At 64.7% G+C, this 13,967-nt stretch carries 12 protein-coding genes; 3 read left to right on the top strand and 9 right to left on the bottom strand.

Annotation, left to right across the window (positions count from 1 at the left end; all coding sequences use genetic code 11):
• The first annotated feature begins 24 nt into the window (after positions 1-24).
• Positions 25-1,746: an OFA family MFS transporter gene (locus tag AB1A62_RS15610; protein WP_366662381.1), complete on the top strand. Its 1,722-nt coding sequence runs from the start codon at positions 25-27 to the stop codon at positions 1,744-1,746.
• Between the two features lie 208 nt (positions 1,747-1,954).
• Here the strand turns inward: AB1A62_RS15610 and AB1A62_RS15605 are convergent, their stop codons facing one another.
• From AB1A62_RS15605 to AB1A62_RS15585, 5 genes are read right to left on the bottom strand one after another with little or no spacing between them, the layout of a single operon-like run.
• Positions 1,955-2,848 carry a glucokinase gene (locus AB1A62_RS15605; RefSeq protein WP_366662380.1) on the bottom strand — a complete coding sequence of 298 codons (894 nt, stop codon included), beginning with the start codon at positions 2,846-2,848 and terminating at the stop codon, positions 1,955-1,957.
• Complete coding sequence (gene ugpC, locus AB1A62_RS15600) at positions 2,845-3,942, bottom strand: sn-glycerol-3-phosphate ABC transporter ATP-binding protein UgpC (RefSeq protein ID WP_366662379.1); 1,098 nt, start codon at positions 3,940-3,942, stop codon at positions 2,845-2,847. The genes AB1A62_RS15605 and ugpC overlap by 4 nt, the downstream gene beginning before the upstream one ends.
• 4 nt (positions 3,943-3,946) lie before the next feature.
• Positions 3,947-4,846, bottom strand: a complete 900-nt coding sequence (locus AB1A62_RS15595) for a carbohydrate ABC transporter permease (protein ID WP_366662378.1) — start codon at positions 4,844-4,846, stop codon at positions 3,947-3,949.
• Entirely contained in the window at positions 4,839-5,711 is an 873-nt protein-coding gene (locus AB1A62_RS15590; RefSeq protein ID WP_366662376.1) for a sugar ABC transporter permease, read from the bottom strand. Before AB1A62_RS15590 ends, AB1A62_RS15595 begins: the two co-directional genes overlap by 8 nt.
• Positions 5,712-5,769: 58 nt before the next feature.
• Positions 5,770-7,014 (bottom strand): ABC transporter substrate-binding protein, encoded by a 1,245-nt coding sequence (locus AB1A62_RS15585; protein ID WP_366662375.1) that lies wholly within the window; start codon positions 7,012-7,014, stop codon positions 5,770-5,772.
• Positions 7,015-7,243: 229 nt separating this feature from the next.
• Here AB1A62_RS15585 and AB1A62_RS15580 point away from each other — a divergent pair, with 229 nt between their 5' ends.
• Positions 7,244-7,978, top strand: a complete 735-nt coding sequence (locus tag AB1A62_RS15580) for a response regulator transcription factor (RefSeq protein WP_366662374.1) — start codon at positions 7,244-7,246, stop codon at positions 7,976-7,978.
• 5 nt (positions 7,979-7,983) lie between these two features.
• On the top strand, positions 7,984-9,426 hold the full coding sequence (locus AB1A62_RS15575) for a HAMP domain-containing sensor histidine kinase (protein ID WP_366662373.1): 1,443 nt from the start codon (positions 7,984-7,986) through the stop codon (positions 9,424-9,426).
• Between the two features lie 13 nt (positions 9,427-9,439).
• Here the strand turns inward: AB1A62_RS15575 and AB1A62_RS15570 are convergent, their stop codons facing one another.
• The 4 genes from AB1A62_RS15570 to doeB all read right to left on the bottom strand — a co-directional run bounded on the left by AB1A62_RS15570 (position 9,440) and on the right by doeB (position 13,967).
• A complete protein-coding gene (locus AB1A62_RS15570; RefSeq protein ID WP_366662372.1) occupies positions 9,440-10,813 on the bottom strand; it encodes an aspartate aminotransferase family protein in 1,374 nt (457 codons plus the stop codon).
• A 78-nt stretch (positions 10,814-10,891) separates the two neighbouring features.
• The gene (locus tag AB1A62_RS15565) at positions 10,892-12,367 is read right to left on the bottom strand and encodes an NAD-dependent succinate-semialdehyde dehydrogenase (RefSeq protein ID WP_366662371.1); all 1,476 of its coding nucleotides are present in this window, start codon (positions 12,365-12,367) and stop codon (positions 10,892-10,894) included.
• A 114-nt stretch (positions 12,368-12,481) separates the two neighbouring features.
• Positions 12,482-12,961, bottom strand: coding sequence for an Lrp/AsnC family transcriptional regulator (locus AB1A62_RS15560; RefSeq protein ID WP_366662370.1), 480 nt, complete (start codon positions 12,959-12,961; stop codon positions 12,482-12,484).
• A gap of 13 nt (positions 12,962-12,974) precedes the next feature.
• Positions 12,975-13,967, bottom strand: a complete 993-nt coding sequence (gene doeB, locus AB1A62_RS15555; protein WP_366662369.1) for a N(2)-acetyl-L-2,4-diaminobutanoate deacetylase DoeB — start codon at positions 13,965-13,967, stop codon at positions 12,975-12,977.

The following is a 13,967-nucleotide window of genomic DNA, read 5'->3' as shown; positions in this document are numbered from 1 at the left end:
GAACAGCACTAGGGAGGACACCACATGAGTACGCCATCATCCGGCGGGCTGAGCTTTCTGCACAAGGACCACATCACCGCCAAACCCGGCTTCAACCGCTGGCGGGTTCCGCCGGCATCCATCGCCATCCACCTCTGCATCGGCTCGGTTTATGCCTGGTCGGTGTTCAACCCGCCGCTCACACGCGAGCTGGGGGTGGTGGCCTCCAGCGCCGATGACTGGAGTCTCGGCTCTGTTGTCTGGATCTTTTCGGTCGCCATCGTCTTCCTCGGGCTGGCCGCCGCATTTGCCGGCAAATGGCTGGAGGAAGTCGGACCGCGCATGGTGGGCGTTGTGGCAGCGCTGCTGTGGGGCGGCGGCTTCATTGTCGGCTCGTTCGGCATTTCCAGCCATCAGCTGTGGCTGGTCTATCTCGGATACGGCGTGCTCGGCGGCTGCGGGCTGGGGCTGGGCTATGTCTCGCCGGTTTCGACGCTGATCCGCTGGTTTCCCGACCGGCGCGGCATGGCAACGGGCATGGCCATCATGGGCTTTGGCGGCGGAGCGATGATCGCCGCGCCGGTCAAGGGCTGGCTGCTGGATTTCTATGAAACCGCGCCCACCTATCTGGGCGCCAGGGATGCGGTGCAGACCGTGGTCGAAAACGGCCGGGTCTTTGCCGAAACCGCACAGGGCAAAATCGAGGTGGTGATCGCCAGCGCGGCGCAGGCTGCCGAGTTCGGCGGCGAGGCCGGCGCCTATGCGGTGGGCACAGGGAATACCGGCGCAGCACAGACATTCATGACCCTGGGCATCGTATACTTCGTCGTGATGATCCTGGCCGCCTTCCAGTACCGGGTCCCGGCCAAGGACTGGAAGCCTGAAGGCTGGGAGCCGAAGCCTGCCGCCTCGGGGCTGGTGACGCAGAACGACGTGCATATCGACCAGGCGCTGAAGACGCCGCAGTTCTGGCAGCTGTGGGTGATGCTGTGCTTCAACGTCACCGCAGGCATCGGCGTGATCGGTGTCGCCAAGACGATGATGTCCGAGATCTTCGGCTCGGTGATGCCGCTGGTGGCAACCGCCGCTTTCGCCTCGACCTATGTGCTGATGATTTCGGTCTTCAACATGGTCGGACGGTTCTTCTGGGCGTCTGCCTCGGACTACATCGGGCGCAAGGCAACCTACATGTGCTTCTTCGTGCTGGGCACCGCGCTCTACCTGTCGATCCCCTATTTCGCCTCTGCCGCCGCGGCCAACCCGTCGCTGGTCTATCTGATGGGCTTCTACCTTGCGACGATGCTGATCTTTTCGATGTACGGCGGCGGATTTGCCACGATCCCGGCATATCTTGCTGACATGTTTGGGACCATGCATGTCGGCGGCATCCACGGCCGCCTGCTGACCGCCTGGTCGACCGCGGGCGTGCTGGGGCCGCTGGCCATCACCTCGCTGCGGCAGATGTCGGTGAACAGCGCGGTCCAGGATCTGGCTGCCAAGGTTGATCCGGCCGCCTTCGCCGCGAAGTTCGGCGCGCCGGTCGCGCAGCTGGACCAGCTGGTGGCGGCCAAGACCGTGACCATTGCCAAGCTGATGGAAATCGCACCGGCGGGCACCGTGGATCCGACGCCCAGCCTTTACAATACAACGATGTATTGCATGGCGGCGCTGCTGGCGGTGGCCTTCTTTGCCAACCTCTTCATGCGCCCGGTGAAAGAGCACCACCACCATGATGAACCGGAGCTGCAGGCCGTTCCGGGAGAGTAATGCCGCCAGCCGGGGCGCAGCGCGCCCCGGCTGCTTGCAGCCCTGACTGCGGGCTGCAGATCTGCAGACAGCCTATTGGAATACTGCCTTGGGGACAGGCCGCGCCGGTATCCCGCAGGCGGGATGCTTCCTCAGCCGACAAGAGAGCGGTGGCGTGCCTGAGCCCATCTGCTTGAGCGATATCCGAATGGCCGGTCTCCCCCGCAAACTAAACATAAGACAGATTACTGGATGCACAGCCCTTGAGGGCGGCGGCATCATCCAGAATGACGTGCACCGGCGCCGCGATGCGGGCGTCCAGCTTGAATGGCTGCCGGAACAGGTCCGCAAAGACTTGCCGTGCCGGGGAGGCCAGCAGGCTGCGGGCTACGGCGCCGGCGAAATACAGCCCTTGCGCGGGCAGGAAGGCCAGCATTAGGTTGCGCGCGAGCAGCGCCAGCAGTTCTGCATAAACTGCCTGAAAAGCGCCCGTGTCGGCGTCATCGCCCGGGAAACACGCCCGCACCGCCGCATGGCCGCGGCCGGAAAACAGATGCTCCACCGTCGGGAATTCCACCGCCGCAACGCCGATCCGGCTGCGCAGCAACTCCGCCACGTCCAGCGGCAGGCTGACATGGCCGTATTCCACGTTGAGGCAGTGCACCTGCCCGCCGGACTGCAGCACCGGCGACAGGTTGAAGCCGGTGCCGATGCCGACCACCAGCCGCTGGCTGTCTCCGTCGGCATCGCGCGCGGGCGCGATCACCGTATCCAGGCAGTCTGCCCCGAGATGCGGGCAGGCTTGTCCCAGCGCTGCAAGGTCATTGAGCAGATGCACCTGCGCGCCGTTCAGATGCTGCGACAGCGCTGCGGCGTCAAAGTGCCAGTCCCGGTTGGTGAGCCGCGCTGTGCTGCCAGTGACCGGGCCGGCGATGGCAATGGCAACCTCTGCCACTCCGCCGGGGGCGGTGCCTTGCAGGTAGCGATCCATTACCTCGGCAAAGCTGCCGTGGGCCTCGTTGCGGAAGCTCTGCACCGTGTCCGCCAGCAGAACGCCGTTCCGCGCCAGCCCCAGCCGGGTATTTGTGCCGCCGACGTCAGCGGCCAGCCGCAGCCGGGTCAATTCAGACGCTCGCCGGTTGCGGGCGAGAAGTAGGAGACCTTGGAGAGATCAAAGGCCAGATCCAGCATCTGCCCCGGCTGCGCCCGGGTCTCCGCGTGCAGCCGCGCCGTCACCTGTTTGCCGCCGAGATGGGAGACCACATAGGTATCGGCGCCTGCAGGCTCCACCATGTCGATCATGCAGGCGGCCTCCTGCACGCCCTCGCCCGCACGGAAGCCCGCCTCGGCGATGTCTTCGGGGCGCACCCCCAGGATCACGTCCTGCGGCAGGCCGGTGGCGCGGCTGTCCTTCAGCACGATCGGGGCGCTGCCGCCGCAGTCCATCTCGATCCGTGTGCCCTGCCCGTTCGGCTGCGCACGCGCGGGGATCAGGTTCATCGCCGGGCTGCCCATGAAGTCGGCCACAAACAGGTTGGCGGGCTTGTTGTAGATCTCAGCGGGCGTGCCGATCTGCTGCACCACGCCGCCTTTCATCACCACGATCTTGGTCGCCAGCGTCATCGCCTCGATCTGGTCGTGGGTGACATAGACCATGGTGGCGCCGAGGTTGTGGTGCAGCTTCTTGATCTCGGTCCGCATCTCAACCCGCAGCTTGGCGTCGAGGTTTGAAAGCGGTTCATCGAACAGGAACAGCTTGGGGTCGCGCACCAGCGCCCGGCCCATCGCCACCCGCTGCCGCTGGCCGCCCGACAGCTGGCCGGGGCGGCGGTCCAGGAGCGCCTCGATCTGCAGCTGCGCTGCGACCTCCTTCAGCTTGCGCTCCTGCGTCGCGGCATCGGCGCCGCGCACCTTCATGCCGAAGGTGATGTTCTTGGCGACCGTCATCGTCGGGTAGAGCGCGTAGGACTGGAACACCATGGCGATGTCGCGGTCCTTGGGGCTCACACTGGTCATGTCACGGCCGCCAATCTCGATCCGCCCGCCGGAGATTGGCTCCAGCCCGGCGATGCAGTTGAGCAGTGTGGACTTGCCGCAGCCGGAGGGGCCGACCAGCACCAGGAAGTCGCCCGGTTCGATGCTGACGTTGATGTCCTTCAGGATCTCGGTTGCGCCGTAGTTCTTGCGCAGATTGGTGATGTCCAGGATAGGAGCCATGAGTTTACCCTTTCACAGAGCCCGCGGTCAGGCCGCGGATGAAGTATTTGCCGGCAACGGCATAGACCAGCAGCGTCGGCAGCGCGGCGATGATCGCGGCGGCCATGTCGACGTTGTATTCCTTCACGCCGGTGGTCGAATTGACGATGTTGTTCAAAGCCACGGTCACCGGCTGGGTGCCCGCTTGGCTGAAGGAGACGCCGAACAGGAAGTCGTTCCAGATCTGGGTGAACTGCCAGATCACGGTGACCACGATGATCGGCAGGCTGAGCGGCAGGAAGATCGACCAGAAGATCCGGAAGAACCCCGCGCCGTCCACCTTGGCCGCCTTCACCAGATCCTGCGGGATGGTGACATAGAAGTTGCGGAAGAACAGCGTGGTGAAGCCGATGCCATAGATCACATGCACAAAGATCAGCCCCGGAATGCTGCCCGCCAGCCCCATCAGTCCCAGCATCCGCGCCATCGGCAGCAGAACCACCTGAAACGGGATGAAGCAGCCGAACAGCATCAGCGAGAAGATCAGGTTGGCGCCGCGGAACCGCCACTGCGCGATGACATATCCATTGGCCGCGCCCAGCATGGTGGAGATTGCCACCGCCGGCACCGCGATCACCACGGAGTTCCAGAAGAACGGGCGCAGGCCCTCGCATTGGATGCCGGTGCAGGCCTCGGACCAGGCGGTGCGCCAGGCGTCGAAGGTGACCTCGCGCGGGAAGGCGATCAGGCTGCCGGTGCGGATTTCCTCCAGGCTTTTCAGCGAGGTGGTGATCATCACAAAGAGCGGCATCAGGTAGAACAGGGCAAACAGGCCCAGGAGGGTGAACAGCGTCCAGCGCAGAGCAAAGTGGCTCCAGTTGCGGCGGCTGGCTGCGGTGGCGGGGGCAAGCGTCACATCAGTCATGTTTGGCCCTCAGCTCAGAGTAGAGATACGGAACGATGATTGCGAACACCACGGCCATCATCACCATGGCAGAGCTTGCCGCCTGGCCGATGTCGCCGCGGGAGAAGGCCATCGTGTACATATAGGTGGCGGGCAGATCGGTGGCATAGCCGGGGCCGCCGCCGGTGAGGGCAATCACCAGATCAAAGCTCTTGATCGCCAGATGCGCCAGCACGATGAAGGCAGAGAGGAAGATCGGCGCCATCGAGGGGATGATGATCGCGGTATAGATCCGCCAGGTGGGGATGCCATCGACCTGTGCGGCCTTGATGATCTCGCCATCGACGCCGCGCAATCCGGCCAGGAACAGCGCCATCACAAAGCCGGACGCCTGCCAGACACCGGCGATGACAACCGCATAGATCGCCTTGTCGGGGTTGATCACCCAGTCGAAGGTGAAGCTGTCGAACCCCCAGCCGCGGACCATCGCCTCCAGGCCAAGGCCGGGGTTCATGATCCATTTCCAGGCGGTGCCGGTCACGATCAGCGACAGCGCCATCGGGTAAAGGTAAATGGTGCGCAAGACGCCCTCGGTGCGGATTTTCTGGTCCAGCAGGATGGCCAGCATCAGGCCGAGGACCATCGAGATCACGATGAACAGGGTGCCGAACACAAACAGGTTCGACATCGCAGTGTCCCAGCGCGGCGCGTTGAACAGGCGCTCGTACTGGATCAGCCCGTCGATCTCGTATTTCGGCAGCAGACGGGAGCGGGTCAGCGAGACCCAGGCGGTCCAGATGATGAAGCCGTAGACAAACACCAGCACCGCGGCGAAGGACGGTGCCAGCACCATCTTCGGAATATGACGTTCAAGCCATTCGGTCATGGTAACGGCCCTTGAATAATTGGCCCCGCATCCCGGAGGACGCGAGGCCCGGGGGAGATCAGAGAGAGTTGGCGACAGCGTCGGCCAGCATCTGCACGGCCTCAGCCGAGGACATGTCGGAGTTGAAATGCGCGGTCACCACGTCGGTGATGGCGCCCGCCTGCGCGCCGCGCAGGGCCATGCCGTGGGCATAGCTGGGCAGCAGCGAGCCATTGTCCGCACTGTCGCCCATGTCCTTGGCCGACAGGTGGGCGCAGGTGTCAAACGCATCCAGTTTCACGTCCACCCGTGCCGGGATCGAGCCCTTGTTGAGGTTGAACACCTCCTGGAACTTCGGCCCGACGATCAGCTTTGCCAGGAGATCCTGCCCGGCCTGCTTGTCTTCGCCGTCCACCTCGAACATGGCGAAGCTGTCGACATTATAGAGGAACCCGTCGCCCGGCACCGAGGCGCAGAGGAAGTCCTTGCCCGGCTCCTTGCCCGCGGCCAGGAACTCGCCCTTGGCCCAGTCGCCCATGATCTGGAACGCGGCTTCGCCGTTCATCACCATCGAGGTGGCCAGGTTCCAGTCGCGGCCCGGGAAGTTGGCATCCACATAGCCGCGCATCTTGCGCATCTGGTCAAAAACGGCGGCCATCTTGTCCGACTTCAGGGTGTCCATGTCCAGTTCGACAAAGGCCTTGCGGAAATCCTCCGGCCCCAGGATGCCCAGGGCCACGGCCTCGAAGACGGTGGCGTCCTGCCAGGCCTGGCCGCCATGCGCCAGCGGGGTGATGCCCGCGGCCATCAGCTTGTCAGCAGCGGCGTTGAAGTCTTCCCAGGTCTGGGGCATCTCGATGCCGTTGGCCTCCAGCAGCGCGGCATTGGCCCAGATCCAGTCGACCCGGTGCACGTTCACGGGTGCTGCACACCATTTGCCCTCGCATTTCATGTGCTCGGCGATCGAGCCGGGCAGCACGTCACCCCAGCCCTCGGCCTCCGCGACGGAGGAGATATCGGCCAGCACGCCTTCCTCATACCATTCCTGGATTGCGGGGCCTTTCAGCTGCACCGCGGTCGGCGCGTTGCCCGACAGAACCCGGGCGCGCAGCGCGGTCATCGCGGCATCGCCGCCGCCGCCGGCCACCGGCATATCGGTCCAGGTGCCGCCGTTGTCGGCAAATTCCTGTTGCAGCACCGCGGCCGACTTGGCCTCGCCGCCGGATGTCCACCAGTGCAGAACTTCAGCCTCCGGCCCGGCCGCTGCCGGTGCCGCACAGGCCAGTGCCACGGCCGATACGGCCGCAAAAGCGGTGTATTTCATCGCTCATTCCTCCCTTATGTGACGGCTGCTCCCCGCAGCCTTCATGCTTAAGCTTGCAAAACAGCAGGGCCGCATTTCAATCGCTCAGCGCAGCCCCGGGCGGGTGCCAAAGCAGTTTTTCCGCCAAGCTGTTACCTGTTGTTACGCAGCAATTGATTTTGTTGCATGATGTTACAAACAAACAGCCGGAACAGCCACATCGGGCGGTTTCCGGGGAGGAGAGCAACAGATGGCGATTCCGCGGCTTCTGGTGGTGGATGACGACGTTGAGACGCGCATGATGCTGACCCAGTACCTGCGCCAGAACGGCTTTATCGCCCTGCCCTGCGGCAGCGAGGCGGAGATCCGCGAGCAGATCGGCGCGGGCCGGATCGACCTGATCCTGCTCGACGTGATGCTGGGGGATGAAAACGGGGTGGAGATCTGCACCCGGCTGCGCAGCGAACAGGATGTGCCGATCATCCTGGTGTCGGCGCTGTCCGCCGATCACCAGCGGATGGCGGGTTATGAATCCGGAGCGGATGACTACATCGCCAAGCCGTTCAACCCCGACCTCTTGCTGGCGCGGGTCCGGGCGGTGCTGCAGCGGGCGCGGCGGTCGTCCTCGCTGATCTACAGGCGCAGCGTCGCCACCTTCCGCTTTGCCGGCTGGACCTATGACGCCAAGCGGGATGAGGTGATCTCGCCCGCGGGGGTGCAGGTGGCGCTGTCGCGGCGCGAAACGGGCCTGCTCAAGGTGTTTCTGGCTAACCCGCATATTCCGCTGACACGCGAAGAGATTGCGGCGGCGCTGGATGTGACAGGCGAGGGAGGCAGCGACGAAGGCTCGGGCCGCGCCATTGACGTGCTGGTCGGGCGGCTGCGCTCCAAGATCGAACAGAGCCCCAAGGAGCCGAAGCTGCTGCGCACCGAGCGCGGCACCGGCTATGTCCTGGCGGTGGATGTCGAGACCGGCGGGGACTGAGGCACATGGCGCTGCGGCTCAGAACCAGGGGGCTGATCCTGCTGCCGCTGGCCTTTGCCGCCGGGCTGGGCGGCGCTTGGGGCTGGTTCCACTCCGGCGCCAGCTGGCAGGCGCATCTGACCCGCGCCGCCATCTCCGGCATCACCCTGGACGGCACTCTGCGCCGCGGCGCGCCGCCGCCTGCGGGGGTAGTGGTAACACCTGTCGGCCAGGATCAGGCCGTGTTTCTGGCGGCAGGCGATTACCTGCGGCTGGCGGGGATTGCGAAACCCGCCTTCTTCACCAATGTCTCGATCCTGGACAGCGGTGCCGACCCCTTGTCGGGTGAGGTTCTGGCGCTGGTTATTGCCGCCCCTGCCCTGCGCTACCCGGTCGCAGAGCTGCCGCCCGCCGGCGGGGCCACCGCGGCGGAAAAACTGGGGGCTGCCACCCGGCTGCTGGCAACCTATTGCAGCGAACCGGTGATATTTGCCCGCGCAGGCTACGGCCCCTGGCAGCGGGTCGACGGTACCGAGGTCTGGGGCTGCTCCGCCGCGCCGCGTGACTTGCGCCTGCCGGCGGTTTTGCTGTCGCTTCTGGTCCTGGCGGTGCTGGCGACGCTGGTGATGGACACCTCGGCCCATTTCGACCGGTTTGCCCGTGCGTTGCGGGACCGCCGCCGGCTGGGCGGGCCGGATGCCTATGCGCTGCAAGGGCCGGGCGAGTTGCAGGAGATCGTGACGGCGGTGAACAGCTACCTGGAGACCGAGCGCGAACAACTCGCCAGCCGCGCCGCGGTGCTGTCCGGCGTCAGCCATGACCTCGGCACCCCGGCCACCCGGTTGCGGCTGCGCGCGGCGCTCATTCAAGACGCGGAACTGCGGGGGAAGTTCGAGGCTGATCTGGACGCCATGACCGGCATGATCGAAAGCGTGCTGACCTACACCCGCGCCGAGATGAGCGCCGAGACCCCGCGCCGACTGTCGCTCAGCTCCTTGGTGGAGGCGCTGGCGGCTGATTATCAGGACATGGGCAAGCCGGTGGAGCTGCTGCCGCCGGAGCCGCAGGTGGCGGCGGGCGGGCGGTCCGTTTTCACCTCTGCCCCCGGCCGCAGTGCGGTGCCGCAGGGGCAGGTGATGCTGGTGGTGGCGCGGCCTGTTTCCTTGCAGCGGGCGGTCACCAACCTGATCGACAACGCGCTGAAATACGGCCGCCGCGCCGCTATCAGCCTCAGTTCCACTGCCGATCACGCGATCATCACGGTGGAGGATGAAGGCTCCGGCATGACGGCGGCGGAGATCACCGAAGTGATTGCCCCGTTCCGGCGCGGCGAAAACACCCGGGCCATCGACGGCTTCGGGCTGGGGCTGACGATTGTTGCCACGGTGGCAGAGCAGCACGGCGGGCGGCTCACTTTCGAGGACGGCAGGCGGGGCCTGCGCGCCGTCCTCGAGATTTGCCGCAACTGACCGGCGGCGGGCGTTACCCCAGTACCGCCTTGACCGCGCGCAGGGTGGCGTCAACCACTTGATCGGCCTCGGCGCGGGTCAGGCAGAAGGGCGGCGCAAAGCCCAGGATGTCGCCCTGCGGCATGGCGCGGGCAATCACCTTGTCCTGCTCAAGGAGTTTGGCGGAGATCTGCGGGCCGATTTTCTCCGCGGCATCAAAGAAGGTGCGGCTGTCCTTGTCCTTCACAAACTCCACTGCACACAGCATCCCCTCGCCGCGCACCTCGCCCACGTTGGCGTGGCCCATCAGTGCCTCTGCCATGGTGGCATTCAGATAGGCGCCGGTGTCGCCCGCGTTCTGCACCAAGTTCAATTCATCAATCAGTTTGAGGTTTGCCACCCCCGCCGCTGCCCCGATCGGGTGCGCGGAGTAGGTCCAGCCGTGGCCGATCGGGCCGTTCTCATCGGTGCCCTGCTCCAGTACTTTCCAGACCTTGTCCGAGACGATGGAACCGGACAGCGGCGCATAGGCCGAAGTGAGGCCCTTGGCGATGGTTATGATATCGGCCTCGATCCCGTAGTGATCCGAGCCGAACATGGAGCCAAGACGCCCGAAGCCGGTGACGACCTCATCGGCGACCAGCAGGATGTCATGCTTCTTTAGCACCGCCTGAATTGCCTGCCAGTAGCCCGCGGGCGGCGGCACGATGCCGCCGGTGCCCAGGACAGGCTCGCCAATGAAGGCGGCGATAGTGTCGGCACCCTCGCGCTCGATAAGCGCTTCCAGCTCAGCCGCGCAATGGGCCACGAACTGTTCTTCGGTCTGGTCAAGGTTATCGCGGCGGTAATAGTACGGCGCCTCGGTATGGATCACCTGCTCCACCGGCAGATCGAACTTCTTGTGGAACAGTTCGAGGCCTGTCAGCGAGCCGGTGACCAGCCCAGAGCCGTGATAGCCGCGCCAGCGGGAGATGATCTTTTTCTTCTCCGGACGGCCCAGGATGTTGTTGTAGTACCAGATCAGCTTGACGTTGGTCTCATTCGCGTCAGAGCCGCCGAGGCCGAAATAGACCTTGGACATGTTTTTTGGCGCGCGGTCCAGGATCATTTTCGCCAGGGTGATCGAGGCCTCGGTGCCGTGGCCCACATAGGAGTGGTAATAGGCCAGTTCCCGCGCCTGATCAGCGATGGCTTCAGCGATCTCCTGGCGGCCATAGCCCACGTTCACGCAGTAAAGCCCGGCAAAGGCGTCCAGCAGCCGGTTGCCGTCGCGGTCCTCGATAAAGACGCCGGAGGCGGTTTTAATGACCCGGTTCGGGCTGTCGCCTCGGGCGTGCTGGGCCAGATGGGTCGAGGGGTGAAAGAAGTTCTCGCGGTCCCACTGGTCGAGCTGGTCGTTCTTCAGCATCTGATTTCCTTCCGTTTGCGTTCTGCGGCCAAGAGTTTTCGAAAACTCTTGGCAAAAATCTTCGAAGATTTTTGTCCGTCACGCCCAGTCGCGGCAGACGTATTTGACCTCGGTGAATTCCTCCATGCCCAGCCGCGCGCCTTCGCGGCCCTGGCCGGATTGCTTGGTGCCGCCGAATGGGATCGGCGCGCCGGTCACCTTGGTGCGATTGACCGCCACCATGCCATATTGCAGCGCGCGGCTGAGACGGAAAATGCGGCGCGGGTCCTGGCTGTGGACATATGCGACCAGCCCGTATTCGCTGTCATTGGCGCGGGCCACCGCTTCCTCCTCGGTGTCGAAGGGGGTAATGGGGGCGACGGGGCCGAAGGTCTCCTCGGTCATGATCCGCGCGTCCGCGGGAACATCGGTCAGCACGGTAGGCTCAAAAAACAGCGGACCCAGCGGATGCCGCTTGCCGCCGCAGGCTAGCGTTGCGCCCTTTGCCAGCGCATCAGCCACATGCTCTTCCTGCTTTTGAACTGCCTTTTCATTCATCAGCGGGCCAAGGTCGCAATCCTCCATGCCTTTGCCGATGGTCAGCGCTTGGGCGGCTGCGGTGAAGCGGGCGCAGAATTCTGCATAGATCGGGCGCTCCACATAGATCCGGTTGGCGCCGAGGCAATCCTGGCCGGAGGTGGCGAATTTTGCCTTGATTGTTTCGTTGACGGCCTTGTCCAGATCACAGCCCTTGAAGACGATCACCGGCGCGTGGCCACCCAGTTCCATCACCAGATGCTTCACTGTGTCCGCCGACTGGCGGTACAAGAGCTTGCCCACTTCGGTGGAGCCGGTGAACGACAGCGCCCGCACGCGGGTGTCGCGGGTCCAGGGTGCGACGATCGCGGGCGCATTGCCGGTCACCACGTTGAACACGCCGGGCGGAAAGCCTGCGCGCTCTGCCAGCTCCGCCAGCGCCAGCGCGCTAAAGGGGGTCTCAGCCGAAGGATGCGCCACCACGGTGCAGCCCGCTGCCAGCGCCGCCGCTGCCTTACGGGTCAGCATGGCGGAAGGGAAGTTCCAGGGTGTGATCAGCGCTGCCACGCCTACGGGTTCCCGCCAAAGCTCCACTTCAGCGTCCGGCAGGTGGCTGGTCACGCCTTCGATGTTGGGGCGCTTGGCTTCTTCTGCGTAGAACTCCACAAAGGCAGCGCCATAGTCGATTTCGCCGCGCGCCTCGGATAGCGGCTTGCCCTGTTCCAGCACCATGATGCGGGCGAGGTCTTCTTTGTGTTCCAGCTGCAGCTCAAACCAGCGGCGCAGGATGGCGGCGCGCTGTTGCGGCAGCATCCCGGCCCAAGCCGGGAAGGACGCCTGTGCCGCATCCGCTGCGGCAGAGGATTCTTCTGCTGAAAGGCTGGCCACATGGCCCAGTTCCGCTCCGTCCGCCGGATCGCAAACCGGGAAGGTCTCGCCATCGGCGGCGGCGCACCATTTGCCGTTGATGTAGGAAAAAGACCGTACCAGAGCCTTGTCGGCAATACCGGTCCGGGCTGAGAGCGCGGTCTCTGTCATGGCTGTCCTCCTCATGTCTTGCAGAGGAATGTGCCTGACGCGGGCAGAGGATGTGACTGAAGTTCAGGGGCGGTGCAGAAGAAACAGCTGCCGCTCAGGGATATTTGCGCGGGATCACCCCTGCTCCAGAAGAATGTCCAGCGGCGGCGCGCCCGCGCCCTTGACCGGCTTGGTCACCACATAGGTGAAATAGCGGGAAAGTCCGATGCGGGCGTCCAGCATCTCGTCGATCAGCCGCTGATAGGCGTCGATGTCGCGGGTGACGATCTGCAACAGGTAGTCGAACCCGCCCCCCAGCGCCCAGCAGGCGGTGACCTCGTCATAGCGCTGCATCGCAGCCTCAAACGCGCGGAAGCTGGCGGCGGTGTGGTCGGCAATCTCAGCCGCGACAAAGACTGTCACATGCGGCGCCAGTTTGCGCAGGTTGATACGGGCGCCGTAACCCTCGATCAGCCCGGCCTGTTCAAGCTTCTTCAGCCGGTCCCAGCAGGGGGTCGGCGACAGGCCGATCCGCTCGGCCAGCGCGGCCTTGGTGATGCGGCCCTCGGTGGAGAGCACGCGCAGGATGTCGAGGTCGCGCTGGTCCAGTTGCATGTCTTCCGCCCTATCAGCCGCCGGAGACGCCGACAACCGCCACGCAGTCGCCGGATTTGATCAGGCCGGGGAAGTGGCGGCTGATCACCAGCCCGTCCCGGCGGGCGCGGTATTCCACCGGCGGCTGGCCGGTGCGGTCCAGCGGCCAGACCCGCGCCAGCAGGTCGCCCTTGGCCACGGTTTCGCCCAGGTCGGTCATGATCTCAAACAACCCGTCTCCCTCGCTGAACAGGAAGCAGTCATCATCGGGCATGGTCAGATTGACGGTTTCATCAATCTGCATTTCGCCCTGCAGGATGCCCGCATGGATCAGCACATTGCGCAGCCCCTTCTTGGCAATCGCATTGCTGCGCGCGGTGGACGACCCGCCGCCGCCCAATTCCGTTGTGACCAGGACCTTGCCCATTTCCTCAACCGCGGTGTCATACATGCCGCCGCTGTCGATCTCCAACAGCTCCACCGAATAGGGCGCGTTGAAGGCCTTCATGGCGGCAAAGCAGGCCTCCTGCGTGGCCTTGTCATCCAGGATATGGGCGGCGGCAAACGGCACGAAGTCCAGCGTTTTGCCGCCGGAATGGAAATCCACCGCCAGATCCGACATCGGTAAGAGGGTGCGCTGGAAGTAGTCGGCAATCTTCTCGGTCACGGTGCCGTCGGGGCGGCCCGGGAACGACCGGTTCATATTGCCCTTGTCGATGGGCGAGGTGCGGGTGCCCGCCCGGAACGCCGGATAGTTGAAGGCCGGTACAATGATCAGCCTGCCGGTCACATCCTCTGCTTTGGTGGTCGCGGCAAGCTCGTGCAGCGCAATCGGGCCTTCGTACTCATCGCCGTGGTTGGCCCCGGTGAGCAGCGCGGTTGGCCCCTCACCGTTTTTAATCACTGTCAGCGGGATCATCACCGAGCCCCAGGCGCTGTCATCGCGGCTGTAGGGCAGTTTCAGAAAGCCGTGGTGCACCCCGTCCCGGTCCAGCGGGATGGTGGGGGAGATCGGGTTTTTCTTCAT

Source organism: Leisingera sp. JC11 (assembly GCF_040704725.1).
GTDB lineage: Bacteria > Pseudomonadota > Alphaproteobacteria > Rhodobacterales > Rhodobacteraceae > Leisingera.
This window is presented reverse-complemented; position numbering and strand designations above follow the sequence as displayed.

Bases quoted from the DNA above. Each gene is read 5' to 3' on its own strand.
- AB1A62_RS15610 (WP_366662381.1), top strand. From the start codon at position 25: ATGAGTACGCCATCATCCGGCGGGCTGAGCTTTCTGCACAAGGACCAC.
- ugpC (WP_366662379.1), bottom strand. From the start codon at position 3,942: ATGGCTCCTATCCTGGACATCACCAATCTGCGCAAGAACTACGGCGCA.
- AB1A62_RS15595 (WP_366662378.1), bottom strand. From the start codon at position 4,846: ATGACTGATGTGACGCTTGCCCCCGCCACCGCAGCCAGCCGCCGCAAC.
- AB1A62_RS15590 (WP_366662376.1), bottom strand. From the start codon at position 5,711: ATGACCGAATGGCTTGAACGTCATATTCCGAAGATGGTGCTGGCACCG.
- AB1A62_RS15585 (WP_366662375.1), bottom strand. From the start codon at position 7,014: ATGAAATACACCGCTTTTGCGGCCGTATCGGCCGTGGCACTGGCCTGT.
- AB1A62_RS15580 (WP_366662374.1), top strand. From the start codon at position 7,244: ATGGCGATTCCGCGGCTTCTGGTGGTGGATGACGACGTTGAGACGCGC.
- AB1A62_RS15575 (WP_366662373.1), top strand. From the start codon at position 7,984: ATGGCGCTGCGGCTCAGAACCAGGGGGCTGATCCTGCTGCCGCTGGCC.
- AB1A62_RS15570 (WP_366662372.1), bottom strand. From the start codon at position 10,813: ATGCTGAAGAACGACCAGCTCGACCAGTGGGACCGCGAGAACTTCTTT.
- AB1A62_RS15565 (WP_366662371.1), bottom strand. From the start codon at position 12,367: ATGACAGAGACCGCGCTCTCAGCCCGGACCGGTATTGCCGACAAGGCT.
- AB1A62_RS15560 (WP_366662370.1), bottom strand. From the start codon at position 12,961: ATGCAACTGGACCAGCGCGACCTCGACATCCTGCGCGTGCTCTCCACC.
- doeB (WP_366662369.1), bottom strand. From the start codon at position 13,967: ATGAAGAAAAACCCGATCTCCCCCACCATCCCGCTGGACCGGGACGGG.